Source organism: Campylobacter sp. BCW_6463, from assembly GCF_001762785.1.
GTDB classification, from domain to species: domain Bacteria; phylum Campylobacterota; class Campylobacteria; order Campylobacterales; family Campylobacteraceae; genus Campylobacter_D; species Campylobacter_D jejuni.
On record NZ_MJXL01000007.1, the window covers coordinates 13,729 to 38,699 of the forward strand.

Annotated in this window: 24 protein-coding genes; 5 read left to right on the forward strand and 19 right to left on the reverse strand. The window is 31.0% G+C overall.

Going from position 1 to position 24,971, the window contains the following annotated elements:
* From AJ884_RS00140 to AJ884_RS00225, 18 genes are all read right to left on the reverse strand, one after another.
* The gene (locus AJ884_RS00140) at positions 1 to 366 is read right to left on the reverse strand and encodes a FlaG family protein (RefSeq protein ID WP_070233424.1); all 366 of its coding nucleotides are present in this window, start codon (positions 364 to 366) and stop codon (positions 1 to 3) included.
* A 154-nt stretch (positions 367 to 520) separates the two neighbouring features.
* Positions 521 to 2,323: a menaquinone biosynthesis decarboxylase gene (locus AJ884_RS00145; protein ID WP_070233423.1), complete on the reverse strand. Its 1,803-nt coding sequence runs from the start codon at positions 2,321 to 2,323 to the stop codon at positions 521 to 523.
* A complete protein-coding gene (gene hemC, locus AJ884_RS00150; protein WP_070233422.1) occupies positions 2,320 to 3,243 on the reverse strand; it encodes a hydroxymethylbilane synthase in 924 nt (307 codons plus the stop codon). Before hemC ends, AJ884_RS00145 begins: the two co-directional genes overlap by 4 nt.
* The gene (gene fxsA, locus AJ884_RS00155; protein ID WP_070233421.1) at positions 3,240 to 3,629 is read right to left on the reverse strand and encodes an FxsA family membrane protein; all 390 of its coding nucleotides are present in this window, start codon (positions 3,627 to 3,629) and stop codon (positions 3,240 to 3,242) included. The genes hemC and fxsA overlap by 4 nt, the downstream gene beginning before the upstream one ends.
* Entirely contained in the window at positions 3,626 to 5,335 is a 1,710-nt protein-coding gene (locus tag AJ884_RS00160) for a proline--tRNA ligase (RefSeq protein WP_079860126.1), read from the reverse strand. Before AJ884_RS00160 ends, fxsA begins: the two co-directional genes overlap by 4 nt.
* Complete coding sequence (gene hemA, locus AJ884_RS00165) at positions 5,319 to 6,617, reverse strand: glutamyl-tRNA reductase (protein ID WP_053872533.1); 1,299 nt, start codon at positions 6,615 to 6,617, stop codon at positions 5,319 to 5,321. The genes AJ884_RS00160 and hemA overlap by 17 nt, the downstream gene beginning before the upstream one ends.
* Complete coding sequence (locus AJ884_RS00170) at positions 6,617 to 7,510, reverse strand: hexaprenyl-diphosphate synthase (RefSeq protein ID WP_070233420.1); 894 nt, start codon at positions 7,508 to 7,510, stop codon at positions 6,617 to 6,619. Before AJ884_RS00170 ends, hemA begins: the two co-directional genes overlap by 1 nt.
* A 13-nt stretch (positions 7,511 to 7,523) precedes the next feature.
* On the reverse strand, positions 7,524 to 8,060 hold the full coding sequence (locus AJ884_RS00175) for a hypothetical protein (RefSeq protein WP_002870948.1): 537 nt from the start codon (positions 8,058 to 8,060) through the stop codon (positions 7,524 to 7,526).
* A gap of 2 nt (positions 8,061 to 8,062) precedes the next feature.
* On the reverse strand, positions 8,063 to 8,326 hold the full coding sequence (locus AJ884_RS00180) for a DUF2018 family protein (protein ID WP_070233419.1): 264 nt from the start codon (positions 8,324 to 8,326) through the stop codon (positions 8,063 to 8,065).
* A gap of 138 nt (positions 8,327 to 8,464) precedes the next feature.
* Positions 8,465 to 9,022, reverse strand: coding sequence for a 2-oxoacid:acceptor oxidoreductase family protein (locus AJ884_RS00185; protein WP_002870949.1), 558 nt, complete (start codon positions 9,020 to 9,022; stop codon positions 8,465 to 8,467).
* Positions 9,019 to 9,864, reverse strand: a complete 846-nt coding sequence (locus AJ884_RS00190) for a 2-oxoglutarate ferredoxin oxidoreductase subunit beta (protein WP_002854895.1) — start codon at positions 9,862 to 9,864, stop codon at positions 9,019 to 9,021. The genes AJ884_RS00185 and AJ884_RS00190 overlap by 4 nt, the downstream gene beginning before the upstream one ends.
* Positions 9,865 to 10,989, reverse strand: coding sequence for a 2-oxoglutarate synthase subunit alpha (locus AJ884_RS00195; RefSeq protein ID WP_070233418.1), 1,125 nt, complete (start codon positions 10,987 to 10,989; stop codon positions 9,865 to 9,867).
* Positions 10,990 to 10,997: 8 nt separating this feature from the next.
* Complete coding sequence (locus tag AJ884_RS00200; protein WP_002854819.1) at positions 10,998 to 11,309, reverse strand: 4Fe-4S binding protein; 312 nt, start codon at positions 11,307 to 11,309, stop codon at positions 10,998 to 11,000.
* 12 nt (positions 11,310 to 11,321) lie between these two features.
* Complete coding sequence (sucD, locus tag AJ884_RS00205) at positions 11,322 to 12,191, reverse strand: succinate--CoA ligase subunit alpha (RefSeq protein ID WP_002861259.1); 870 nt, start codon at positions 12,189 to 12,191, stop codon at positions 11,322 to 11,324.
* A gap of 9 nt (positions 12,192 to 12,200) precedes the next feature.
* Complete coding sequence (gene sucC, locus AJ884_RS00210) at positions 12,201 to 13,364, reverse strand: ADP-forming succinate--CoA ligase subunit beta (protein WP_002855069.1); 1,164 nt, start codon at positions 13,362 to 13,364, stop codon at positions 12,201 to 12,203.
* A complete protein-coding gene (locus AJ884_RS00215) occupies positions 13,365 to 14,267 on the reverse strand; it encodes a malate dehydrogenase (RefSeq protein WP_052782883.1) in 903 nt (300 codons plus the stop codon). It lies immediately after the preceding gene.
* A complete protein-coding gene (locus AJ884_RS00220) occupies positions 14,264 to 16,468 on the reverse strand; it encodes an NADP-dependent isocitrate dehydrogenase (protein WP_070286334.1) in 2,205 nt (734 codons plus the stop codon). Before AJ884_RS00220 ends, AJ884_RS00215 begins: the two co-directional genes overlap by 4 nt.
* A 116-nt stretch (positions 16,469 to 16,584) precedes the next feature.
* Positions 16,585 to 19,155 (reverse strand): DUF3971 domain-containing protein, encoded by a 2,571-nt coding sequence (locus AJ884_RS00225; RefSeq protein WP_070276572.1) that lies wholly within the window; start codon positions 19,153 to 19,155, stop codon positions 16,585 to 16,587.
* Between AJ884_RS00225 and mltG the strand changes: the two genes are divergently transcribed.
* The 5 genes from mltG (at position 19,070) to AJ884_RS00250 (ending at position 23,204) form a co-directional block, all read left to right on the forward strand.
* On the forward strand, positions 19,070 to 20,071 hold the full coding sequence (gene mltG, locus AJ884_RS00230; protein ID WP_044778761.1) for an endolytic transglycosylase MltG: 1,002 nt from the start codon (positions 19,070 to 19,072) through the stop codon (positions 20,069 to 20,071). The genes AJ884_RS00225 and mltG overlap by 86 nt on opposite strands.
* Before the next feature lie 79 nt (positions 20,072 to 20,150).
* The gene (gene flgB, locus AJ884_RS00235; RefSeq protein ID WP_002854879.1) at positions 20,151 to 20,582 is read left to right on the forward strand and encodes a flagellar basal body rod protein FlgB; all 432 of its coding nucleotides are present in this window, start codon (positions 20,151 to 20,153) and stop codon (positions 20,580 to 20,582) included.
* Between the two features lie 9 nt (positions 20,583 to 20,591).
* Entirely contained in the window at positions 20,592 to 21,086 is a 495-nt protein-coding gene (gene flgC, locus AJ884_RS00240) for a flagellar basal body rod protein FlgC (RefSeq protein ID WP_002855235.1), read from the forward strand.
* A 6-nt stretch (positions 21,087 to 21,092) separates the two neighbouring features.
* Complete coding sequence (fliE, locus tag AJ884_RS00245) at positions 21,093 to 21,389, forward strand: flagellar hook-basal body complex protein FliE (protein WP_002856884.1); 297 nt, start codon at positions 21,093 to 21,095, stop codon at positions 21,387 to 21,389.
* 6 nt (positions 21,390 to 21,395) lie between these two features.
* Positions 21,396 to 23,204 carry a peptidoglycan D,D-transpeptidase FtsI family protein gene (locus AJ884_RS00250; RefSeq protein ID WP_044794220.1) on the forward strand — a complete coding sequence of 603 codons (1,809 nt, stop codon included), beginning with the start codon at positions 21,396 to 21,398 and terminating at the stop codon, positions 23,202 to 23,204.
* On the opposite strand, the gene AJ884_RS00255 is transcribed toward AJ884_RS00250, so the two are convergent.
* The gene (locus AJ884_RS00255; protein ID WP_070233416.1) at positions 23,201 to 24,970 is read right to left on the reverse strand and encodes a Na/Pi cotransporter family protein; all 1,770 of its coding nucleotides are present in this window, start codon (positions 24,968 to 24,970) and stop codon (positions 23,201 to 23,203) included. The genes AJ884_RS00250 and AJ884_RS00255 overlap by 4 nt on opposite strands.
* Between the last annotated feature and the right edge of the window lies 1 nt (position 24,971).

Sequence of the window (24,971 nt, forward strand, 5' to 3'; positions counted from 1 at the left end):
TTAACTCTCCTTATCAAATATCATTCCTATCACATCTCTAAAATACTCAGCTAGTCTCATAGCTTCTTCGCTAGGAATTTGACGAATTTCCCTTCCAGTACTTTTTTCAGTCACGCTAATATACATAGAATTAATTTTATCGCTATAACCAAAACGAACATTAGTATCTAAAGAATCCATTTGCTCATTTAGCTTTTTTGTAATATCAGCTAACTTTTCACTCACACCTTGTTGTTGTTCATCATCGCCTCCTTGGCTTTGACTTCTATCGGTTTGAATGTTTGAACTAGCCTGTGTCTCATTTGTTCTTTGACTAATGTTTGCCAAAGCTGTATCCATTTGCCCATTTGCCTTCGATATTTCCATTTTAAAATCCTTTTTAAAATTTCTTATTGCTAGTTAAAAGCTTATATCGACAAATTTATAAATTTATGAACACCTAGTAAAGAAAAATTTATTTTTCAATATAAAAAACAATAAGCAAAAACTGTGCCAAAATTTTAAAAAAATCTCAACTATCTTAAAAAATTTCAAATTTATTAAAAAGATCTGGATTGTTTTCTAAAATATTACGCAAGATTAAATCTTCTATCACGCTTTTAGTGCAATCTGTTTGCTTAGGCCAAGTTCTTAAATAACCCTCAGCTTCACCCTTAGCACTTGCATCCACTCCAAGTCTTTCTTCTTTGATAAAAATATCTCTTTTAGCATCAATATTATTTACCACACGCCAAACAAGCATATAAGGGTTTTCAAGCTTATTTTCGGTATCCAAAAATACTAAAATCCTAAAATGTTTTTTAAATTCTAAAAGTTTATTAAAACTTTGTTCGATTTTTTCTTTTTTATCAAGCAAAATGCAAACTATAGGACTTTTGCTTTCTTTATAAAATTGCTTTAAATTTAAAAGCTCTACCTTGGTTTTAAAAAGTTCTAACAATTTTTCATCTTCTAAAATTTCAAGCTCTTCTAGTTGTGTTTCCTTACAAGCATCAAGTCCTGCTTTACCCCCAAAACAAGAATTAGGCGAAGCATGATCTAATTGATCACAAATTCCTTCTGAAATTAAAATTTTCTTTGTATCAAAACGATTTAAAATATAAGGAATTAAAGCATCATAATCTTTCAAAGAAGGTGCATTTTTATCTACAAAAATTGCATGTTTAACAAAACTCATTTGCCCCACTCCCCAAAATGCATGCATAACTTGTTGCGCATGAGCGGGATATTTTGCATCAATTTTTGCCAAGATAAGATTATGAAAGACCCCATTTTCAGGCATATTATAATCAATTAAATCAGAAACTGAAGTTTGAAGCAAGGGTAAAAAAATTCTTTCGGTACCAAGCCCCATGATCTTATCTTCTAAAGGAGGCTTTCCTACAACCGTTGCTTGATAGATCGCGTCTTTTTTAGCATAAATTTTTTCCACTTTCATCACAGGAAAAAGTTCAGCAGGAGTGTAAAAACCCGTATGATCTCCAAAAGGACCTTCGATTTTAAACTCTTCTAAATCCACATAACCTTCAATAACTACATCGCTATCATAAGGTACAAAAATACCATTTTCACAAGGGGTAAGTTTTGCAGGAGTTTTTTTAATAAAACCATAAAGCAAAAGTTCAAAAATTCCCTTAGGTAAAGGTGCTTGAGAACACCAAATATAAAGTGGATCTCCACCTATAGCTATACTTACAGGCATTTTTTTAAAACCAGCATTTTTGTATTCGTGGTAAAAATTTGCCCCATCTTTATGAATTTGCCAATGCATTAAAAGTTCATTTTTATCACTCATTTGCAAACGATACATTCCAAGATTATTTTGAGTTTTATCTAAATTTTGCGTATAAACTTGCCCCATGGTGATAAATTTACCCGCATCATCTTCCCAAGTTCTAAGCACTGGAAGTTCTTCAAGAGAGTTTAAAATTTCATAATCATACAAGGCTTTATTTTTTTTCAGTCTTTTAGGAGGAACATTTTTAAAACTTAACAAATTCATAAAAAAATCCATTTTTGCTTTAAAACTCGTAGGAATATGAAGCTTGGTGAGTTTTGAAATTTCTTCAGCCACCTCTTCATAATCACGCCCAAAAGCTAAATTTAAAGCCTTTTCATTGCAAAAAGTATTCATCAAAACAGGAAATTTATATTGTTTATTTAATTTTTTATCTATAGGATTTTTAAACAATAAAGCCTTACCTTTTTCTCCTTTTTTAGCTTCTATATAGGCTAAATGAGCGATTTCAAGATCTACATCTACAGGCTCTTCAATTACCCTTAAAAGATCATTTTCTTTTAAAATTTGAATAAATTCTTTCATAGCATGCTCTCAGCTTTTTTTAAAAGTTCTTTAGCACCTTTAGCAATAAACTCCTTAGCCAAACTCTCTCCAAAACCTTTAAAATCATCTTTTTTAATCATTCTTTTATCTTTTAAAATTTCTCTTCCATCGGGTAGTCCAAGCACTGCACGCACACAAATTTCATCTCCTAAAAGCTCTGCGTTAATACCTATGGGAACTTGACAACCCCCTTCTAAAGTAGCAATAAATTCTCTTTCAATGCTTGTTTCAATCAAAGCATTTTCATCATTTAAACATTTTAAAAGTTCTAAAATTTTTTCATCATTTATACTTTCTATACCTAAAGCTCCTTGAGAGGCTGCAGGGATTAGTTCATCCTTGCTAAATTCATAAACAAAATTCACTTGCTTATCTAAGTTTAAGCGTTTAATTCCCGCCATTGCCAAAATAATCGCATCAAAATCATTATTTTTTAATTTCTCTATACGAGAATTAACATTACCGCGCAAAGAAATAATCTCTAAATCAGGTCTTAACAATAAAAGCTGCATTTTACGTCTAACACTAGTAGTGCCTATTTTTGCACCTTTTGGCAAAGAAAGAAAATCTTTATAATTTTGACTTAGCATGGCATCATTACTTTGCTCTCTTTTACTTACCGCTGCCAAAACTAAACCTTGAGGAAAAAAACTAGGCACATCTTTTAAACTATGCACCGCCAAATGTGCTTCTTTTCTTAGCATACTTTCTTCAAGTTCTTTTGTAAAAAGTCCTTTGCCGCCAATTTTTGCCAAAGGAGAATCCAGCAAAACATCGCCTTTTGTTTTAAAACCTTCTAAAAGCACTTCAATTTGATGTGTATTTTTTAAAATTTGGGCTACATGTTCACTTTGCCAAAGAGCTAATTGACTTTTTCTTGTTGCGATAATAAGCTTCATTTTCTATCCTCTATAATTTCAACATCAATGATTTCTTCATTAGAATTTTGATACTCTTGCTTAGTGTATTGATATTTTGATTTAGTCATTATTTTCAAAGCAATACCAAAGAAAAATACAAAAATTCCAAAAACGCTTGTAATAATCCCTGGAAAAACAAGTAAAAACCCTGCGATAACAAAAGAAAATTGTGTTAACATATCCTTTAAGCCACCCATTTGAAATTCAAGCATATTTTTCCAAAAAATTCCCAATAAAACCGCACCAAAAATCATACTCAAAAGTATGAAAAATAAAAAATTACCAAAACCAAAAAACACTATAAAAAGTATACTTGCAATAATTTCAAGTACAAATAAAGGGCTTAAACTTAATTTATAATTCATAACACTTTCTTTTTAAGAATTTCCATAAGTTCATCAGTTTTTATAAGCTCTTTTATCAAACCTTCTCTTTGGATAAGCTCTATTTCATTCTTTTCTAATCCTTTACCAATAACTAACGCATAAGGAAAACCCATAAGTTCAAAATCATTCATTTTAACCCCAAAACGCTCATTTCTATCATCAAGCAATACTTCTAATCCAAGATTGGTTAAATCCTCATAAAGCTTATTAGCAAATTCTAAAGCCTTTTCATCTTTGAGATTTGAAACAATAATTTCAAGCACAAAAGGAGCTAAAGTTTTATTCCAAATACATCCTTTTTCATCATGACTTGCTTCAATAGCTACAGCCAACAAGCGTGAAACACCTATGCCGTAACATCCCATATAAAAAGGTTGACTTTTGCCATTTTCATCTAAAAAATTTGCATTCATCGCTTTGGAATATTTTTGTCCTAGTTTAAAAATATGCCCTACTTCTATACCTTTGCTTTGTTTTAATTTTGCTCCACATTTAGCACAGCAATCCCCTTCTTTAACTTCAATCAAATCTTTAAAACGATCTTTGTTTAAATTTACAACATCAATGCCGATTAAATGATAATCTTTTTCATTCGCACCCATAATCATTTGTTTTTCGTTTTCAAGCTCAAAATCTATATAAAAATCTATATCTTTTAATCCCACAAAACCTATAAAACCAGCTACTAAACCAGCTTTTTCTAATTCTTCTTCGCTTGCATCGACTAGTTCAAGGGCATTGCAAGCATTTTGAGCCTTGATTTCTTGCAAATCATCACTTCCTCTTATAAAAAACACAACTAATTTGCTTTCATTTTCGTAAATAGCTTTTTTTACCACTGCTTTAATCGTATAAAAAGCATTGATTTTAAAAAATTGTGCTAAAGAATCTATAGTTTTAATATTTGGAGTGTGAAATTTACTTGCATAATTTGCTTCAGGACGCTCATCTTGACAAGTTTTTTTAGCTCTTTTTGCAGCTTCAACATTAGCTGCATAATCACAATTTTCACAAATTAAAATATCATCTTCCCCATTTTTTGCTAAAACCATAAATTCCTTAGAACCACTTCCACCAATAGCCCCACTATCAGCTTCAACTGCTCTAAAATCAAGTCCCATTCTTTGTAAAATTTGAGAATAAGTTTTATACATAAGCTCAAACTCACGCCCTAAATCTTCTTCATTAGCATGAAAACTGTATCCATCTTTCATTAAAAATTCACGACATCTTAAAAGCCCAAATCTAGGTCTTGCTTCATCACGAAATTTAAGTCCAATTTGATATAAATGCAAAGGAAGTTGTTTATAGCTTGTGATTTTGTTTTTTACCAAAGAAAGCATAGCTTCTTCATGTGTTGGACCTAAAACAAATTCATTTTCTTTTCTGTCTTTAAAACGCAGAAGTTCTTTTCCAAAAACATTATAACGCCCACTTTCTTGCCACAAACTTGCAGGAGTGATAAAACTAAGATTTACTTCTTGTGCTCCAGCCTTATCCATTTCTTCTTTAACTATATTTTTAATCTTGTCTAAAACTCTTTTTCCCAAAGGCAAGAAATTATAAAGTCCACTACCAATTTGTTCTACAAAACCTGCACGCGTTAAAAAAATATGACTAGGTAAACTCGCATCTTTTGGCGCTTCTTTTAAGCTTGGTGCATAAAATTTAGTAAATCTCATCATTATTCTCCATATCAAATTCACATTTATATTGATTTAAACCTTCAAGATTATTTTGCAAATCAAAAACATAACGCATAGCATTAATCACTGTATCGCTTTGCATTTTACCTTGTAAATGCTTCAAATTTACAGTAGGTGTGTGTAAAAAAGCCTTAAAAACTTGATGAATCAACTTTCTAGCCTCTTCTTTGTCGGATTTTTTCAAGTATCCTTTTTTTAACGCAATTTCAAGTTGTTTATCTGCATATTCTTTAGCTTGCAAGCGTATAGCTTTGATAATAGGCATCAAAGCCAAATCGTTTAAATATCTAAAAAATTCACTTGTTTCACGACCTATTATCCCATAAGCCATACGAGCTTCTTGTTCTCTTAGTGCTAAATTTTTTTGAACCACAATCTCAAGATCATCTACGGCAAAAACAGATATATTTTCATTTTCATTGATATCAATATCCCTTGGAACTGCAATATCAAAAAAATACCTTTTATAAGGAAGTTCTTCTATTAAAGCATTTGTAATAATAGCATTTGGTGCATTGGTAGCTGAGAAAAAAAACTCGTATTGATTTAAATATTTTTTTAAATTTTCTAAACTATCATATTCGCTTAAAACACCAAGTCTCTCGCACAAATCTTTGGCTTTTTGTAAATCACGATTTAAAATAATCACTTTAGCACCCGCAGCAATTAAATGTTTTGCTGCAAGTTCCCCCATCTCTCCAGCTCCAATAACAACAGCTTTTTTCTGTGTTAAATCTGCAAGTTCTTTTGCTTTTGCCACAGCAACACTGGACACAGAAATAGGATTTTTAGAAATTTGAGTTTCATTGCGTACCTTAGCAGCACATTTAAAAGCACTATGTACTGCTCGTGAAAGGTGCACTCCGCAAAAATTATTTTTTACGGCAAAAGCAAAGGCATCTTTTAATTGTCCTGCTATCTGAGTTTCTCCAACCACCAAACTATCCAAAGAACTTGCTACGGAAAAAAGATGATGGATTGCTCCACTATCTTCAAAAATATCAGCTTTTTCAAGTAAAATATCTTTATCCACATCACAAAGCAAAGCCAAAGATTTAACAATAAACTCCGCACAGGCCATTTTTACAAAAGCAACAATTTCAACACGATTGCAAGTACTTATAACCAAACATTCTTCAATATTTTCATGAGTGCTAATGATTTTTAAAAACTCACTTTTTTTAGCTTCATTGGAAAAGCTTAACTTTTCCCTTAAGGCAATATCTGTATTTTTATGAGTAAAAGATATACAATAATACATTAAAATTCCCTATCTATCATAGCTTTAATAATATCATTAAGCTTGTTATTATCATATTTTTCAATCGCTTTACTAGCCTTTTTTGCATAAGTTTTAGCTTCTAAAATAGCTTTTTCCAAAGCTTTTTGTTCTTCAAATTTAGTTTTTAGCCACTCTTTTTCATTTTTATTTAAATCTTTTTTAAATAAAGTCTGCAAATATATCCTATCTTGTTCTTGTAAATTTTCATAAAGATAAATATAAGGTAAGGTAGTCTTACCCTCTTTAAAATCATTCATAGCAGGTTTTCCAAGAATTTTTTCATCACTCTTAATATCTAAAATATCATCAATCATCTGAAAAGCGAGTCCTAAATTTTTTCCATATTCTGCAAAATCTTTTTCATATAATCCAGCCAAAATAGCTCCGCATCTCGCACTTGCTTCGATCAAAACAGCTGTTTTATTATAGATCATTTTCAAATAAGCTTCTTTATTGATATTAAATTTCTCTCCCAAATCAACATCCATAAGTTCGCCTATAGCAAGCTTTACAACAGCATCTGAAATAATACTTGCAAATCTAGTATCCATTTTGCTTAATTCATAAAAGGCTTTTGAATACAAAATATCGCCCAACATAAGAGCATTTTTTGTGCCAAATTCAGCATTAACAGATCTTGCTCCACGCCTTAATTCACTCTCATCGATAATATCATCATGCAACAAACTAGCAAGATGTATCAATTCTATAGCTGCGCAAATTTTAAAAGCAATCTCACTCTCATCTGCGATAGCTAATAATAATTTAGAGCGTAATTTCTTTCCTGATTTTACATTTGAAAGCATATTTAAAATAGGTTCATAGCCAAGTTCTTGTAAAAACTGTTTTATTAATTCATCTATTTTTTGCACTATCTTTTCCTTGTTAATTGCTATTATTATTTTCTTTGTTTGTTAATGGTTTTACCTGAGGTTCGTTAAAATTAATCATAGGAACAACCTGATTGTTTTGCGGTGGATTTTGTAAAGCTTTTTTTCTCGGATCTAAAAATTCTACCATTAAACGAGATTCCTTATCTTCTATATAAACTGTAAAAGTTGCCAAACCTTTATTATAAGCACTAAATTCTAAAATCAGTCTTGCTCTATCAATATGTGGATTGGTATAATCAGGTATTAAAGTTTGAGTTACCCAATCTAAATTTCTTCTTAAACTCATCACAAATTGACGCGGATATTTGCGAAATTTCGAATGTACGATGATATTAGTATTATCAAACAAAGTCCAATAAAAATCAAAATTTTGCACCTTATCTTCATAGCCTATTTCTTTAATCTGCACACTAGCTCTCTCATCTTTTTTAAGTATAAATTTATAAGTATAATCAAAAGTTGGTTCAGATGCTAAAACATTGCTAAAAATAAAAAAAATACAAATTAAACAAGGGCTTATTTTAAACAATTTTAGCCTTCGTGTCCTAAAATTTTTGCGCCTAATTCTATATAAATATCATTTTGCCTTTCTTCTATAAAATCACCATTTTCTAATATGAAATTTTTTACATCCATTTCTGTTAAACCTTGTTTTTCTAAAAGTTCTACCATGGCAATATGATCAGCAAAAAATTCCTCAAAAACTTTTTCTAAGGCTCCTAAATTTCCATTTTGTATAATTTCTATAAATTTTTCTTTTGGAGTTTTATTAAACAATTCATCAAAAAAATCCATTAATTTTCCTTGAAAATATAAGTTTTTGATTATAAAATTTTAATCGTTAAAAGTAGCTAAATTAAAATAATTAAAATTTAAATTTTATTTGCAATATGTAAAATTTTAGAAGTTAAATTCCGCATGGTGCGGAATTTATTATGAATGTGGTTTTGCTTGAGTGGCGTATTTTACACCCAAATCAAAAGCTTTAGCATTTGCGTCACGAGTTTTTGCAGGAACCATATGAAGCATAGTTTCCTTTAAAACATCTAAATCTATACATTTGCTCATATAAGCAGCAATTGCAAGTGCTACAACTGATTGAGTAGCCACATTTCCTACCTCATCTTTAGCTATGGTAATAATAGGAATTTCAAAAATTTGCCATTTTTTATAATCTTCACTTTCAGGATGTACCAAATTTGGCTCTACAACTATGATGCCTCCTTCTTTTACACCGCCACGAAAACCTTTATAGCCCTTATCTGCAGTCGAAAGCATAAAGTCTATCTCCCCTTCTACAGCATAAGGAAATAAAATTTCTTTATCATCAATGATAATATCCACCTTAGTAGGGCCACCACGCACTTGTGAAGTATAAGTTGAAGCCTTAAAAGCTTGGCGACCTTCTTTAATGGCTGCTTCTGCTAAAATTTCTCCTGCGGTGATAACACCTTGTCCGCCTTCACCACCAAATCTTAATTGATATTTCATTTTAAAGCTCCTAAATCCACCATTCTTTTTTCTTTGGCTGCACGACGTACTTCTTCATAAGCGTGGCAGTATTCTGGCTGAGAATTATCTTCATGTAAAATTCCTGTTGGAAATTTATCTTTTCTTTCTTCAAAATCCATGCTTTCAAATTTAGCTTTATCCACAACGCGATTTTTAATCCAATCAAGCATAGCTACAGCTTCGCCCATTTTATTTTTTCTACCTAGATTGATATGACAATTTGAAAAAACATCTACAAAACTATAACCCTTATGCGCTAGAGCCTTATAAATTAAATTTTCAAGCTTATTAGCTTCAATCACATTACCCCTTGCCACAAAAGAAGCTCCTGCAGCTTTAGTTAATTCACACGCATCAAAATTAGGGTCAATATTTCCAAATTGAGCTGTTACTGTATAAAAACCTTTTGGAGTGGTTGGGCTTGTTTGTGAATTCGTAAGTCCATAGATAAAATTATTGATCACAATGTGGGTTAAATCAATATTTCTACGACAACCATGTATGGTATGATTTCCACCAATTGCCAAAGTATCCCCATCTCCACTTACTACAATAACATGTTTACTAGGATTGGCTAATTTAATACCTGTTGCATAGGCTATTGCCCTACCATGAGTTGTATGAACTGTATTGCAATTTACATAAGAACTCATTCTACCACTACAACCTATACCCGAAACAAGACAAACATCATCCATATTCCAACCAAGTTTTTCTATTGCACGGATAATACATTTTAAAACAACGCCATCACCACATCCCCAGCACCACTGAGTAGGCATTTTATCTACTCTTAGATATTCATCATAATTAAAAGCCATTTATATATTCTCCTTTACCTTAGCAATAATTTCACTTGGAGTGATAGGACGACCATTTGCACGGTGCAAGCTAATAAAATCGCGACGCGAAGTTACTCTTTCAATCTCTTCAAGATATTGTCCCATATTAAGCTCGCTTACCATTACTTTTTTAAATTTGCTTACAACTTCAGCGATTTTTTTCTCAGCCACTGGATAAAGAGTAATTGGACGGAAAAGTCCCACTTTAATCCCTTGCTCTCTTAATCTTTGTATAGCTTCTTTTGCTGAACGACTTACGCTTCCATAAGCAATGATTAAAAATTCAGCATCATTAAGCATATACTCTTCATAAGCACAAATATCTTCTTGATTGTTTTTTATTTTACCTATGAGTCTTTCCATATTTTTTTTCACTATAACTCCATCTTCAGTTGGAAAACCTATATCTCCATGATGAAGTCCTGTAACATGATAACGATAACCTGTAAAGAAAGGATTTAAAGTTGCAGGCTCATTTTCTCCTGCTGCATAAGGTTTATAATCCTTTTTGTCTCCTTCAAATTTTTTACGGTTATACACTTTAATATCTTTTAAATCAGGTAAAACCGCTTTACCATTCATGTGCCCTACAGTTTCATCCATAAGTAAAAATACTGGAGTCATATATTTTTCAGCTAAATTAAACGCTCTAATGGTTTCTATATAAGCTTCTTCAAGACTTGCAGGAGCAATAGCAATGCTTGCAAAATCCCCATGAGTTGGTGCTTTAGCTTGAAACAAATCTCCTTGTGCTACACGAGTTGGAAGACCTGTCGAAGGACCACCTCTCATAACATTTACAATCACAAGTGGAATTTCAGCAATAAATGCAAGTCCTATTTGCTCCGCTTTTAAAGAAATTCCTGGACCGCTACTTGCAGTCATGGATTTTACTCCACTCATTGCCGCACCAATAGCCACGCTAATACCTGAAATTTCATCTTCCATTTGTATAAAAGTTCCATCATTTGCAGGAAGCATATGGCTTAATTCATGAGCTATCTCACTACTAGGAGTAATAGGATAACCTCCAAAAAATTTACATCCACAATCAATCGCAGCTTTGGCGATTAAAACATTACCTGTTGCTATAACTTCTCTCATTATTTTTCCTATGCTAATTTTTTGTATTTGTTATTTTTTACGGCTACAGCTCTATCTTTAGCCTCAGCAGTAAGTTTGGCAAATTTAAATTCATCTCTTTTTGCCACCATAATAGCAAAATCAGGGCAATGTGTCTCACACTCAGTACAGCCTATACAGGATTCAGGGTGTACCACCTCTATCATTTGTCCTAAAACCGCATGCACATCATCGCGCATAGCTAAAACCCCAGCGGGGCAATAGCTAACACAAATATTGCATGCTTTGCATCTATGCTCATCTACCCAAACAGGGGTATCTTTTGGAGCTGTCATACTCATGTTTTTCCTTTATCAACCTAATATTTTTTGAATTTCTTCACCAATTAAAGCCGGAGAATCCACCACATGAATTCCGTAACTTTTCAAAGCTTCTTTTTTAGCCACAGCACTTTCATCAGCACTTCCTACTATGGCACCTGCATGCCCCATTCTTTTACCTTTTGGAGCAGTTGCACCTGCAATGAATGCTACCACAGGTTTGCTAATATTTTCTTTAATAAATTTAGCCGCTTCCACTTCCAAACTACCACCAATTTCACCTATCATTACAATAGCTTTAGTTTCATCATCTTTTTGGAATTCACTTAAAAGTTCTTTATAAGCAAGACCTATGATAGGATCACCGCCAATTCCTACTGCAGTAGAAATTCCATAACCACCTTGAACTACCTGATTAGCAGCTTCATAAGTTAAAGTTCCACTTTTTGAAATAAGCCCCACGCAACCTTTTTTAAAAATAAAACCTGGCATAATTCCTAATTTGCATTCTTCAGAAGTGATAATACCTGGACAATTTGGTCCAATGATTTTCATACCCTTTTTATTAGCATATTGCTTAGCAAACATCATATCCTTTACAGGTGTATGCTCTGTGATTACAACTGCAAGCTTAATACCCGCATCGGCTGCTTCAATCACGCTATCACCCACAGCAAAAGCAGGTACAAAGATCAAGCTCACGTCAGCCTTTGTTGCTTTAACCGCATCTGCAACGGTATCAAAAACTGGTTTACCTAAATGAGTTTGTCCGCCTTTATGAGGGGTGACACCTCCAACTATATTTGTACCATAAGCCATGCATTGCTCAGCGTGAAAAGTTGCTTCTTTACCCGTAAAACCTTGAACTATTACTTTTGTATTTTTATTAACCAATATACTCATTTTCTATCCTTATCCTACTAAACTTTTTACAAGCTCTGCACCGTTTTTAAGATTGGTTGCTGCTTTGATATTTTTAAGATTTGAATTATCTAAAATTGTCTTTGCTTCTGCTGCGTTAGTGCCATCAAGACGCACTACAATTGGAATATTTACCTCAACATTCTTAGTAGCTTCTAAAATTCCATTTGCTATCCTATCACAACGAACAATGCCACCAAAGATATTAATAAATATAACTTTTACATTTTTATCTCTTAAAATAATTTCAAAAGCCTTTGCAACAGTTTCAGGAGAAGCTCCCCCACCTACATCTAAGAAATTTGCAGGTTTTGCACCACTATAATTAATAATATCCATAGTTGCCATTGCTAGACCCGCGCCATTTACCATACAAGCTACATCTCCATCTAATTTCACATAGCTTAAGCCAAATTCAGCCGCTTCTCTTTCAGCAGGATTTTCTTCGGTAATATCTCTAAGTTCAGCAATTTCAGGATGACGATAAAGTGCACTATCATCAAAACTGCATTTTGCATCAAGAGCATAAAAATCTCCTTCTGCAGTTTTAATTAAAGGATTGATTTCAAGCATATTCATATCTTTATCCATGTAAAGCTTATAAAGTTTAGCTATCATAGAAATGAGTTTTTTGCCTTCATCTTTATCAAGTCCTAAAACTCTCGCTACTTCAAGTCCATGAAACATTTTAAATCCAATTTGTGGATCAATACCTACTTTTGCAATTTTTTCAGGGCTTTCTTTGGCTACTTTTTCTATATCCATCCCTCCTTCACTTGAAGCGATAATGGTAATTTGCTCTGCCATTCTATTAAATAAAATAGCCAAATAATACTCTTTTACTATATTAGCACCACTTTCTATATAAAGTTTTTGTACAAGCTTACCTTCAGGTCCTGTTTGATGAGTTACTAAATTCATTCCTAAAATTTTACTTGCGTAATCTTTTACCTCATCTAAATTCTTAGCGATTTTAACACCACCACCAAGACCACGGCCTCCTGCGTGAATTTGAGCTTTAACTGCCCAAACACTACCGCCTAATTCTTTAGCATTAGCCACAGCTTCATCTACGCTAAATGCAACTTTTCCCTTTAAGGTAGGGATGCCATTGTCTGCAAAAATTGCTTTTGCTTGATACTCATGTATGTTCATTTATTCTCCTTTATATTGATATTTGATTAAAGATTTTTCTAATTTGTCTTTTTCTTGCAAACTAAGATCTAATCTCATGATTTCAATCACACCTTCAAGTCCTAATCTTGCCATAACTCCCAAGGCTTTGTTTTGCACTCCAAATTCTCCATGTAAAATCACACTCATAGGTAAAAACTCGCCACTTCTTATGGACTCAAGCATTCTTATGCAAGCACTAGCAGGGGCTAAATAAGCTGAAGTTTTAAGATGTTTAATTACTTTAGCTCCACCTGTTTTAACTTCATTTTCCAAATCATCAAATTCTTCTTCATTTAAAAATTCGCTTATATTTTTATTTTTAACACTTGCGTAAGATTTTACCAAAACCATATCATCATTATGAAAACCAATAAGTCTTGTATCCACGCTTGACATTTTGACATTAAGTTTTTTGGCAAGCTCATACTTAAATCTTGCATTGTCTAAAACTCCCGCCATGGCTATAATTTTCTTTGATGAAAAAATTCCGCTTTCATAAAGAGTATTAAGTAGAAAATCCACAGGATTAGTTAAAATAATAAAAAGCGGATCTTCTGTAAAATCTTTAATTTTTTTAGCGCAATCAAGCATAATGCTTGTATTCAACTGAAGCAATTCTTCTCTACTTTGCCCATCTTTTCTAGCAAAACCTGCACTAAAAAGCACTATATCTGAATTTTTGGTATGAGTATAATCTTTAGTGCAAAGTAAATCTATATTTAAATTTAAAGCAGCTATGCTTTGAGTAAGTTCTAGTTCTTTTGCATAAAGTAAATCCTCATTGATATCTACTAAAACAATTTCATTTGCTATTTCTCTTAAAATCAAAGCATAAGCTACGCTTGAGCCCACATTACCAGCCCCTATAACAGTAATTTTCATCTTTGTCCTATTTTTTCTAAAATAGCGTTAAAAGTTGCACTTGGACGCATGATTTTATTTGCTTTTTCATCATCAAATTTATAATATCCACCCAAATCCACTTTCACACCTTGTGCATCATTAAATTCGGCTCTGATTTTTTCTTCATTAGAAGAAAGCTCTAGGGCAATATCTTTAAAAAAGCTTTGAAGCTCCATATCACTTGCTTGTCTTGCTAAATGATTTGCAAAATACATTGCTAAGTAAAAATGACTTGTTCTATTGTCATCTTCTTTAACTTTTCTTGATGGAGCTTTATTATTTTCAAGCCATTCGCCTATAGCCTCATCAAGACATTCTGCTAAAACCTTAGCTTTATGATGACTACACTTATTTGCATAAAATTCCAAACTTGCTTGCAAAGCCAAAAATTCACCCAAACTATCCCAACGCAGATGATTTTCTTCGACTAATTGTTCTACTTGTTTAGGTGCTGAACCCCCTGCTCCTGTTTCAAACATAGCTCCACCCTTTAACATAGGCACAACAGAAAGCATTTTTGCACTTGTTCCAAGCTCTAAAATAGGAAAAAGATCGGTTAAATAATCCCTTAAAACATTACCCGTGATAGAAATAACATCTTTACCTTCTCGGATTAACTCTAAACTTCTTAAACAAGCTTCTTTTGGAGCTAAAATGGCTATATTTCTACCCTTTTCTTTTAAACGATTTTGTACCAAAGTTATCATGATTTTATTACTAGCTCTTTTGCTATCTAACCAAAAAATAGCTTCGACTCCACTAAGTTCTGATCTTTCTATACCTAAATCAATCCAATTTAGCACCGCATCAAATTTAGCCTGATTAACTCTATAAATATCACCTTTTCTAACCTTATGTTCTAATAAAACTTTACCGTTAGAAACTATTTTAAAAGCTCCTTCTTCTTTAGCCACAAAGGTTTTATCGTGCGAGCCATATTCTTGAGCCTTTTTAGCCATTAAACCTACATTAGATACACTGCCAAGTTTTGAAGGATTTAAAGTACCATTTTTATGCAAATCTTCAATAACCGCCTCATAAATAGTTGCGTAAGTTTGATCAGGAATTACGGCATTTGTGTCCTTTTCCTTACCTTCCTTATCCCACAATCTTGCGCCATTTTTAAGCATTGCAGGCATAGAAGCATCAACAATAACATCGCTTGGAACATGAAGATTTGTAATACCTTTATCTGAATTTACCATAGAAATATCTGCAGATTTAGCTAAAATTTCATTGTATTTTTGTAAAATTTCATCTTTTTTGCTTGAATTTTCGATCTTACTTAAAAGCTCACTTAAACCATTATTTGGATTAATACCTAATTTTTCAAATTCATCTTGAAATTCGATAAATAATTCTTTAAAAAATACTTTTACCGCATAGCCAAAAAGTATAGGATCACTTACTTTCATCATTGTAGCTTTTAAATGCAAAGAAAAAAGCACATCATCATCTTTGCTTGCTTTAATTTCTTTTGCATAAAATTCCTGAAGTTTTTGCACATCCATAAAAGTAGCGTCTAAAATTTCATTTTTTTCAAGTTTTAAGCCCTCTTTTAAAATTTCATTTTTACCATCAACGCTTGTAAATTCTATATTAGCCACACAATCTTGATCGATTAAAACCGCTTTTTCATTAGAGAAAAAATCCCCTTCTTTCATGTAAGAAACACGAGTTTTTGAGTTTGGATTAAACTCAACCACACGATAAGGATTGTTTTTTGCATAGTCTTTTACCGCTTTTGTTGAACGACGATCTGAATTTCCTTGTCTTAATACAGGATTAACCGCTGAACCTAAAACTTTTTGATATTTTGTTTTAATTTGCAATTCTTCATCATTTTTTGGCTCATCTGGGTAATTTGGTAACATGTAACCCTTATCTTGCAATTCTTTAATCGCCGCCTTAAGCTGAGGAATAGAAGCTGAAATATTTGGGGTTTTAATAAGATTTGCATCCGATCTTTTGACAAGCTCGCCTAAAAGCTCTAAAGCATCTTCACATCTTTGTTCCTCTTTTAAATACTCACTAAAAGTAGCTAAAATCCTTCCAGATAAAGAAATATCCGAGGTTTTTACTCCTATATGTGCCCTACTTAAAAAAGCTTTCACTATAGGCAAAAACGAATAAGTCGCAAGAGCTGGAGACTCATCTGTTAAGGTATAAGTAATTTGCATTTTTAGTCCTTTAAAATACTTATTTTTATTTTCATTTTTAAGTATATTACAAATAAAAAAAAATGCAAGAGTAAGTTTAAAGTTTGTTTTAGTTTTCAAACAAACTTTAAATATTTTTAATTAAGTAAATTAGCAGGAAGTTGTATGATATTTTTAATAAGATTAAAAGGGGTTTTTAGAGTATCTGTTAAAATTTCGGTATGAAATTTAGGATCATCTATACTTCCATCTATTTTTAAGTTTGTGCTAATTTCTTGATTTTTACCTAAAATTACATAATTTAAAATTGGAACCTTGGATATAGCTTCTGAAGCTGATTTTAAAGTTTTAAGCTCTAAACTAAAATCCACTGTATTTAATCTTAAATTTGCTGATCCTAAACCATATATATCTACACTATCGCCATTTAAATTAATAGCTGAAACACTTAAAAGATCTTTTTTCCTATTAAAAATAATCTTTCCATCATGCAAGCTTAAACCTTTTTGATTAAAAGTTGGAGATTTAAACATCAATAAACTTGGTACAGTATCAATAAAGGAAATAAGCTGATTTACACCTTTTAAATCCTTCACATAAGTGTTTTTAAAATCGATCTGTCCGTCAAAATACTCCAATCCACTTCCTTTTATACTTAAGTTAAACACTCCATCTTGAACAGCTTGTTTTTGTAAAAACTCATTTAAATAATTATCATCAATATTGCTAACGTTTAAATTTAAATCATTAGAAGAATAATAAAGATCAAATTTTGCATTTCCTCTAGAACCTTTAAGATCCAAAGCATTGCCTTTTAAATCAGCCTCTACCCTATCAAAAGCCAAAGTTTTATTAGAATCTGGCAAAATTAAAGCTACATTTGCTCCACCAAAACTAATATTTTGGGTATTAGTAGAAATATCAAATGTTGAATTTGAAGAGTTGGAATCTTTTCTATAAATATAACTTAAATTTTTCAAATGAATTTCTTTATTATCAGAACTTATTTTAGCACTTGCTGTATCACTTTGAGTATGAATTTCTATAATGCCTTTATTTTTTACAATATCAAAGCTATCATTTTCATAAGGAGTTTGACCGTTGATAAGTAAATTATTTTTAAAATAAGCATCATTAACGCTTGCATTAAAATCTTCGAAATTTAAAGTTTTATAATAAACATTTTTAGCATCGATAAACCCAAACTTTTTAAGCAATGGAGAAAATGAAAATAAAATCTTAGGATTACTAAGATTAGCCTCAAGTCCATCTTTAAAATTTAAAATCAAATTCCACTGAGGAATGCTAATGTTAACATTTTGCGAATAATCTAATTTTACTTCTACATTTTGATTTTTTAAATCTAAAAGCTCCCCATTGTCAAAATAAAGCCTTGAAATCTGAGTATTGAAATTTCCTTGCTGTTTTTGCAAGTCAAATTTAGCATTAAAATCAGCTTTTAAAAAGCCATTTTCAACACTAGCATTTTCTATATTTAAATTATTTTGATTTAATTTGACAAATGCTTTTGCAATATTAAAATCAGCCAAAGAAATACTAGCATTCTCTAAAGCTAAAATACCACTATAAAAAATTTCACCCTTATCATGAAAATCAATTTTAAGCTCTAAATCACTTTTAATTTTTCCGCTTTTTTGATAAAAAGGTAATGAAAAATGATAATCTTCCAAAGCTTTAGCAAGTTTTTCGTCAAATTTTAGATTATTAGACTTAATACGCAAATAAATCCCAGCTTTTTTTTCATCAAATAAATCATATAGATAAACCTTACTAGAACTTAAATCAGCACCATTATAGAAAGCTTTATTAAAGACAAAATCAAGCTTTTGTTTGTTTAAATTTAAATCGAGTTTTGGAATTTCAATAGCATTCATTTTATCATCCAAACGAACTTTGACATTATTAACATAACCTGATGCGCTAATATTGTCTAAATAATAATTATTTTTAGTAAAATCTATAAAGCCCTGCAAATAATCTAAATGATAAAATTCTCCCTTAGCCCTATATGCCATCCAAAGATTTAAACTCTGTGGAAGTTCTATTCTTTTATTAACTCTTTTAAAAATTTCCGTAATATTTCTAATATTTAAATCTTCTATTTTATAAGCTAAATTTTTATCTTTGTAAGAGATACTTGCGTTAAAGTCAAGCAATTCTCCAGTTGCTCTACCTTGAAAATAATAAAACTCGCTCTTAGTATTGATACTTAAATTTCCATCAATATTTAAATCATAATCTTTTAATAAAAGTTTTTTAATACCAGCTATAAGTTCTTTATTTTGACGCTGTAATGTTAATTTTAAAAACAATAAATCATTATCTATAAAAAATTCATTATCTTTAAATAAAATACGCACATGATTATCTTTTATATTTAAATTTTGTATATCAATCTCTTCAACAAAAGTATATAGATATTTTAAATTTTTTGTTATTTTTAAAATCTCTGTTGAAGCATTATCAGAAGAGTGAGTTTGTGATGAAATTTCGGAATTTTGAGTCTCATTTATAGTGATATTTTTTGCTCGTACAATTAATTTTTTATCTAATTTAATATATAATTGTTCTAATTTTAAAAAATCAAATTGGATACTAGAGATGACAATCCCATTTTTAAGCACTATAAACAAAGCTAATATAAGCACAACAAAAAATACAACAATATATAAAATTTTCTTTTTCATACGCAACTTCTTTTTGATATTTATTTTGGGGATTTTTTATTATCTAACTCAGCCTTTAAAAAGCAATTCTGTGGTATTTATTCCCCAAGGTTCAATTTCTCAAATTATAACATATTTAAAGCAAAATAAATATCAGATGAGTAGTATTGATAAATATATTTTATTTTTTTTAGGACACCCTCAATCAGGCTGGATCAACATAGGTACAAAAGATTTAAATAGAGCTGAATTTCTACATAAACTCACTATTGCTAAAGCAGCACTTCAAACCATTACTCTTATCCCAGGGGAAACAAGTGTAATCTTTTTAGAACAAGCAGCCAAACAACTTGGACTTGATAAAGATATACTTTTAAAAGAATTTCAAGCTCAAGCTCCTTATGATGAAGGAGTTTTTTTACCAGAAACTTATAAAATCCCAAAAGGCATTACAGAAAATCTACTCATTCAAATGCTTTTAAATCATGCTGAAATTTCCAATAAAAAAACTTCTGAGAAAATTTTTGGGGATTATAATCCAAAAAAATGGCACCAATATATCATCATCGCTTCTGTAATACAAAAAGAAGCTGCCAATGAAAATGAAATGCCTATAGTTGCAAGCGTAATTTACAATCGACTTAAAAAAGGTATGAAGCTTCAAATGGATGGAACTTTAAATTATGGAATTTACTCCCATGTAAAAGTTACCCCACAAAGAATAAGACAAGATAATAGCTCTTATAATACCTATAAATTTACGGGATTGCCTAAAGAAGCGGTTTGTAATGTTTCTTTAGCTGCTATTCGTGCAGCTATTTTTCCTTTAAAAACAGATTATTTATATTTTGTGCGTGATAAAAATACTGGAGTTCATATTTTTAACACAAATATAGATGATCACAATAAAGCTATAAATTTACAAAAAGGAAAATAATTTTGATATTTTTATACAAAATAATTAAATTGGAACAGTATTTGCTTGCTAATATTAAAAATTATAAAAAGGATAAAAAATGATTAACCCATTTAAGTCAAAAGAACTAGTCACTGGTGCTTTAGCGGGTAGAAATCTAAGAAATCAACTCATCAATGCCAATCTTGCAAATGTTGATACTCCTTTTTATAAAGCAAGAGATATTGAATTTGAAACAGCTTTGGTAAATCGTGCAAATGAAATTTTTAAAAAAAATGATAATAAAGAATTGCAATTAGCCGTAACTGAAGAAGGACATCAAAAACCTTGGAAATTTCCAGATCCTAGTAAATCTACTATTTACTTAAGAGACGGACATTTAGCAAGAAATGATGCAAATACTGTTGATCTAGATGTAGAAACCACAGAAATGAGCAAAAATACAGTTATGATAACAGCTCTTGATGGAGTTTTAAGAAGACAAAGCAATATCTTTAGTTCTATACTTGACGCAAGCTCTAAATTAAGTTAAAGGTAAATTATGGCATACTTAAGTGATTTTGATATTAGTGGTTATGGTTTAAGTGCTCAACGTTTTAGAATGAATGTTATTAGCTCTAATATAGCTAATGCAAACACTACAAGAACAGCTGAGGGTGGGCCTTATAGAAGACGCGAAGTGATCTTTAAAGCAACAGATTTTGATAAGCTTTTAAATGAGCAAATTAACAAAGATAATAATTTTTTAAAATATGAAAATCCTTTAAATGATCCAAGTTCGCCAGAAGAAGCTAAACCTGCTATTCAAAGTGTTGTAGTGGATAAAGTGGTCAGAGATGACAAAGATTTTCGCATGAAGTATGATCCGAGCCATCCTGATGCAAATGCTGAAGGTTATGTAGCGTATCCAAATGTAAATCCTGTTATTGAAATGGCAGATTTGATTGAAGCTACAAGAGCTTATCAAGCCAATGTAAGTGCTTTTACAAGTGCAAAAACTATAGCTCAAAGTGCGATTGATTTATTAAGAGGATAATAAAAAATGAACAATATTAATGATTTAAGATTAAATAATAATATTTCAAATACCAACAAAAGTCAAAATTCCACAGGAATTGGTGATGAATTTGCCAAGATGCTTAAAAATGAAATCGATGATTTAAATAAAGCACAAGAAAGTGGAGAAGCTGCAATGACAGACATTGCCACAGGACAAGTAAAAGATTTACATCAAGCAGCTATAGCTATCACTAAAGCTGAAAGCAGTATGAAATTTATGCTAGAAGTAAGAAATAAAGCGATCAGTGCTTATAAAGAAATCACAAGAACTCAAATTTAAACCCTAATGCAAGAATATAAAAAAAATAGGGTTTCAAAAGTTGCCTTTGCCTACTGCATGGCACTTTTGTTTATGATTATTTTTATCAGCTCTACTTTTTTTCTTACATCAAAACGTCATATACCTAACACTGAAAAAGATCAATATGCTCTTGCTCTAAGAGGATCGATTATAACTAAAGATAATTTTACTATCACAAGTTCTAAACAAATTTATCGCGCTGAAATTGATCTTAGAAGTATCAACAAAGATAAATTTGATCTATTTTTAAAGCTTTTTCAAATTTATAGTGGGATAAGTAACGATCAAATAGCAGATATTAAAAAAAGAATGCAAAATCAAAAAAAACGCTCTTATAATTTTGTTCTTTTACAAAACTTAGATTCCAAGCAAGCAAGCTACCTTAAAGACCTTGCTAAAAAACTTTATATACAAGGCTTTTTCAAAGCTTTTACAAATAATTCTGGAAGAGTTGAAACAAGAGGATTAAATATCATCGAACATGAAGAAGATAGAATTTACATGTCAAAAGATTCTTTTACTCCTATTATCGGTTATACTAAAATGATATTAGATCCAGAAAGTGGAATTTTAAAAAATATAGGAGTTAAAGGTTTAGAAAAATACTACGATGAATGTCTAAGTCCTGTTCAAAATGAAAAAATTCAAGGACTTAAAGATATAGGTGGAAATATTATTTTAAATCTAAATTCACTACAACAAAAAAAGATCAATGGTTGTGATTTATATTTAAATCTTTCTTTAAAACTACAAAAAAGCATAGAAAAAGCCATAGATCAAAGAAATGAGGATTTAAAAGCCAATGAAATCATCGTTGGGGTAATGGAAAGCAAAACAGGAAGAATTTTAGCTTTAGCAAGCTCAAGGCGCTATGACCCGCAAAATCGTGGAAAAGATCTATCAGTTCTTAATGCAAGCGCTATAGAATACGGCTATGAAGCAGGTTCTGTTATCAAACCTTTTATCTTTACAACAGCCTTAAGACTTGGTAAAATAAAAATGGATGAAGTAATTAATACTTATGGCGGTTCTTATAAGCTAGGACGTTTCACCATCAAAGACGATCACAAAATGGACAAAATGACTATGGAGGAAGTTATAAGATATTCTTCAAATATAGGCATGATACAAATTGCTAAAAGACTTAACAATATAGAAATCGTATCAGGACTTAAAATATTTAAATTTGGCGAAAAAAGTGGTATTGACCTACCCTATGAACAAAAAGGAGAAATTCCAAATCCTAAGCGCTTAAGAGATATAGAAAAATCTGTTTTAAGTTATGGTTATGGACTTAAAACAACCTTTATACAACTCCTTGCGGCTTATAATGTTTTCAACAATGATGGGTTTTATATCACACCGCGTTTAGCTGAAAAATTCTATCAAAATGGACGCTTTACAAATCTTGATAATGATGTAAAAAAAGAAAAAATTCTTTCTAGCGAAGCTGCTAAAACGATGCAAAATGTTCTTATAAATGTTATAGAAAAAGGAACAGGAAAAAAAGCAATTACACAAGGTATTATTGCAGGAGGTAAAACAGGAACGGCAAGAATAGCCGAAAGACAAGGTTACACCTCAAATCGCTACAATGCATCCTTTTTTGGTTTTGCAAATGATTTAAATCACGCCTATACCATAGGAGTTCTCGTAAGACATCCTACTAAACCTTATAGTTATTATGCTGCACAAAGCGCTTTGCCTATGTTTAAAGATGTTGTTGATATTTTAATCAATGAAGAATTTCTAACGCCTATACAAGACAATAACCAAACTAGCACAAACAACTAGTTTGATATATCTTTAGAAAATATCACCTCAACAGCACCTATAAGTTCTTCAGCAATCTTAGCAGCAAAAGTTGTATCATTAAGTATTGAAATTCCTTCAGCTGTTGTGATTTTTCTTACCGAAATAAGATGTTCAACATTGCTCAAGGTTAAAGTATCGATTTCTTTTAAAATTTCTTTTCCTTTTTGAAGATTTTTAATAATCAAATAAAGCTTTTCACGATCTTCAACCACTCTAAGCTCTTCGATACTTCTTAAAAGCTCTCCTAAATTCGATCTAATTTTATTATACTCTAAAGCCAAAAATTCATTAGAAGAACTAGAATATTTCTTAATATTTGCTTGGATAATTTTTAAATTTTTAGTTGTTTCGGCTAAATTTTTAGCTGCCATCTTAAAGGTAAAAATTTTATGATTCTTTGCTTCATCGTTAATATAAACTTGTGCTTTAGTTGAAAAATCAATAATAGCTTCAAAAAGAACCTTTATCCTAGTTTGATACAAATAGTCCAAATCCACATTTTTACTAAACCACCTTTTATTTTCTAAAATTTCTTTAAAACTTTTATCACTTTGTATATCTTTACGACTAAAACCTATAGCATGAGCAACAATTGCATAGGTATTGTTATAAAGATGCTCGCTTTCTTTCCTTAAAGCTTCGATGGCTGTGTCGCTAAACTTAACCAAACTACTATCAAGATATAAAGGTTTGTCTTTATTCTTATCTTTAGGAGCTTTTACCAACTTATTTAAAAAAAGAACAATTTGAGGAGTAAAGAATGAAAAAAGCACAACACCAATTAAATTGAACAAAGTGTGAAATAATGCTACTTTCAAAGCTATATCTTCTATGTTTAATACAATGGATAAAAAATTAAGAAAATGTATAAAATAAGGAAAAATAAGCACTATTAAAAAAGCTATACCAAAATTAAAAATACAATTTGCAAACGCTAATTTCTTTCCTTCAATATTGGTACTTAAAGAAGCTAAAGCAGCCGTTACAACCCCTCCAACACTAGTACCTAAAGTTGCTGCTAAGGAATTTTCCAAACTGATTTGTCCAGCAAGTAAAGCAGCAACAATAATAGCCATTGTAGCTGTGCTTGATTGTATAACTCCTGTAAGCAAAGCACCCAATCCTAAAAAAACAAAAACTCCTTTAAAACCAGCAAAATCAAAGCGAGAAAGATCAATTATATGTTTAAAATTTTCAAAACCACTTTTAATATAATCCACACCCAAAAAGAAAAATCCTATACCAATAAAAATATTACCCAAACCCTTTAAAACACTATCTTTTTGAAAGAAAAATAATACTCCAATAATCAAAAGTGGGATAGCTAACATTGAAATTTTAATATTTGTCAAACCAACAATCAGCCAAGAACTTGCCGTATTTCCTAAATTTGCTCCAAAAATAATCCCTATGCCCGCACCTAAAGAAATAAGCCCTGCACTCAAAAAAGAAATCGTAATAATAGAAACTAAAGTTGAAGATTGCATAATTAAAGTACTTAAAGTACCAAAAAGTATACTTTTTATCTTTGTATCAGTTGACTTTGCTAAAATTTTTTCAAGCAAACCACCACTAAAAGCTTTAAAACCTATACCTAAATTAGTCATTCCAATAAGAAGTATTGCCACTCCTGCTAAAAGATTGGCAAGCCCATCATAACGAATTAAAATAAAAATCAGAACTAAAGTAAAAATGCTCCATGAAATAAATTTAAAATATTTTAAAGAATTTCTTTCCTCTTGCAAT

Bases quoted from the DNA above. Each gene is read 5' to 3' on its own strand.
- flgC (WP_002855235.1), top strand. From the start codon at position 20,592: ATGGCATACTTAAGTGATTTTGATATTAGTGGTTATGGTTTAAGTGCT.
- sucC (WP_002855069.1), bottom strand. From the start codon at position 13,364: ATGAACATACATGAGTATCAAGCAAAAGCAATTTTTGCAGACAATGGC.
- AJ884_RS00180 (WP_070233419.1), bottom strand. From the start codon at position 8,326: ATGGATTTTTTTGATGAATTGTTTAATAAAACTCCAAAAGAAAAATTT.
- AJ884_RS00140 (WP_070233424.1), bottom strand. From the start codon at position 366: ATGGAAATATCGAAGGCAAATGGGCAAATGGATACAGCTTTGGCAAAC.
- AJ884_RS00225 (WP_070276572.1), bottom strand. From the start codon at position 19,155: ATGAAAAAGAAAATTTTATATATTGTTGTATTTTTTGTTGTGCTTATA.
- AJ884_RS00220 (WP_070286334.1), bottom strand. From the start codon at position 16,468: ATGCAAATTACTTATACCTTAACAGATGAGTCTCCAGCTCTTGCGACT.
- fliE (WP_002856884.1), top strand. From the start codon at position 21,093: ATGAACAATATTAATGATTTAAGATTAAATAATAATATTTCAAATACC.
- hemC (WP_070233422.1), bottom strand. From the start codon at position 3,243: ATGAAGCTTATTATCGCAACAAGAAAAAGTCAATTAGCTCTTTGGCAA.
- mltG (WP_044778761.1), top strand. From the start codon at position 19,070: ATGACAATCCCATTTTTAAGCACTATAAACAAAGCTAATATAAGCACA.
- flgB (WP_002854879.1), top strand. From the start codon at position 20,151: ATGATTAACCCATTTAAGTCAAAAGAACTAGTCACTGGTGCTTTAGCG.
- sucD (WP_002861259.1), bottom strand. From the start codon at position 12,191: ATGAGTATATTGGTTAATAAAAATACAAAAGTAATAGTTCAAGGTTTT.
- AJ884_RS00145 (WP_070233423.1), bottom strand. From the start codon at position 2,323: ATGAAAGAATTTATTCAAATTTTAAAAGAAAATGATCTTTTAAGGGTA.
- hemA (WP_053872533.1), bottom strand. From the start codon at position 6,617: ATGTATTATTGTATATCTTTTACTCATAAAAATACAGATATTGCCTTA.
- AJ884_RS00195 (WP_070233418.1), bottom strand. From the start codon at position 10,989: ATGAGAGAAGTTATAGCAACAGGTAATGTTTTAATCGCCAAAGCTGCG.
- AJ884_RS00185 (WP_002870949.1), bottom strand. From the start codon at position 9,022: ATGAAATATCAATTAAGATTTGGTGGTGAAGGCGGACAAGGTGTTATC.
- AJ884_RS00200 (WP_002854819.1), bottom strand. From the start codon at position 11,309: ATGAGTATGACAGCTCCAAAAGATACCCCTGTTTGGGTAGATGAGCAT.
- AJ884_RS00250 (WP_044794220.1), top strand. From the start codon at position 21,396: ATGCAAGAATATAAAAAAAATAGGGTTTCAAAAGTTGCCTTTGCCTAC.
- fxsA (WP_070233421.1), bottom strand. From the start codon at position 3,629: ATGAATTATAAATTAAGTTTAAGCCCTTTATTTGTACTTGAAATTATT.
- AJ884_RS00160 (WP_079860126.1), bottom strand. From the start codon at position 5,335: ATGATGAGATTTACTAAATTTTATGCACCAAGCTTAAAAGAAGCGCCA.
- AJ884_RS00215 (WP_052782883.1), bottom strand. From the start codon at position 14,267: ATGAAAATTACTGTTATAGGGGCTGGTAATGTGGGCTCAAGCGTAGCT.
- AJ884_RS00190 (WP_002854895.1), bottom strand. From the start codon at position 9,864: ATGGCTTTTAATTATGATGAATATCTAAGAGTAGATAAAATGCCTACT.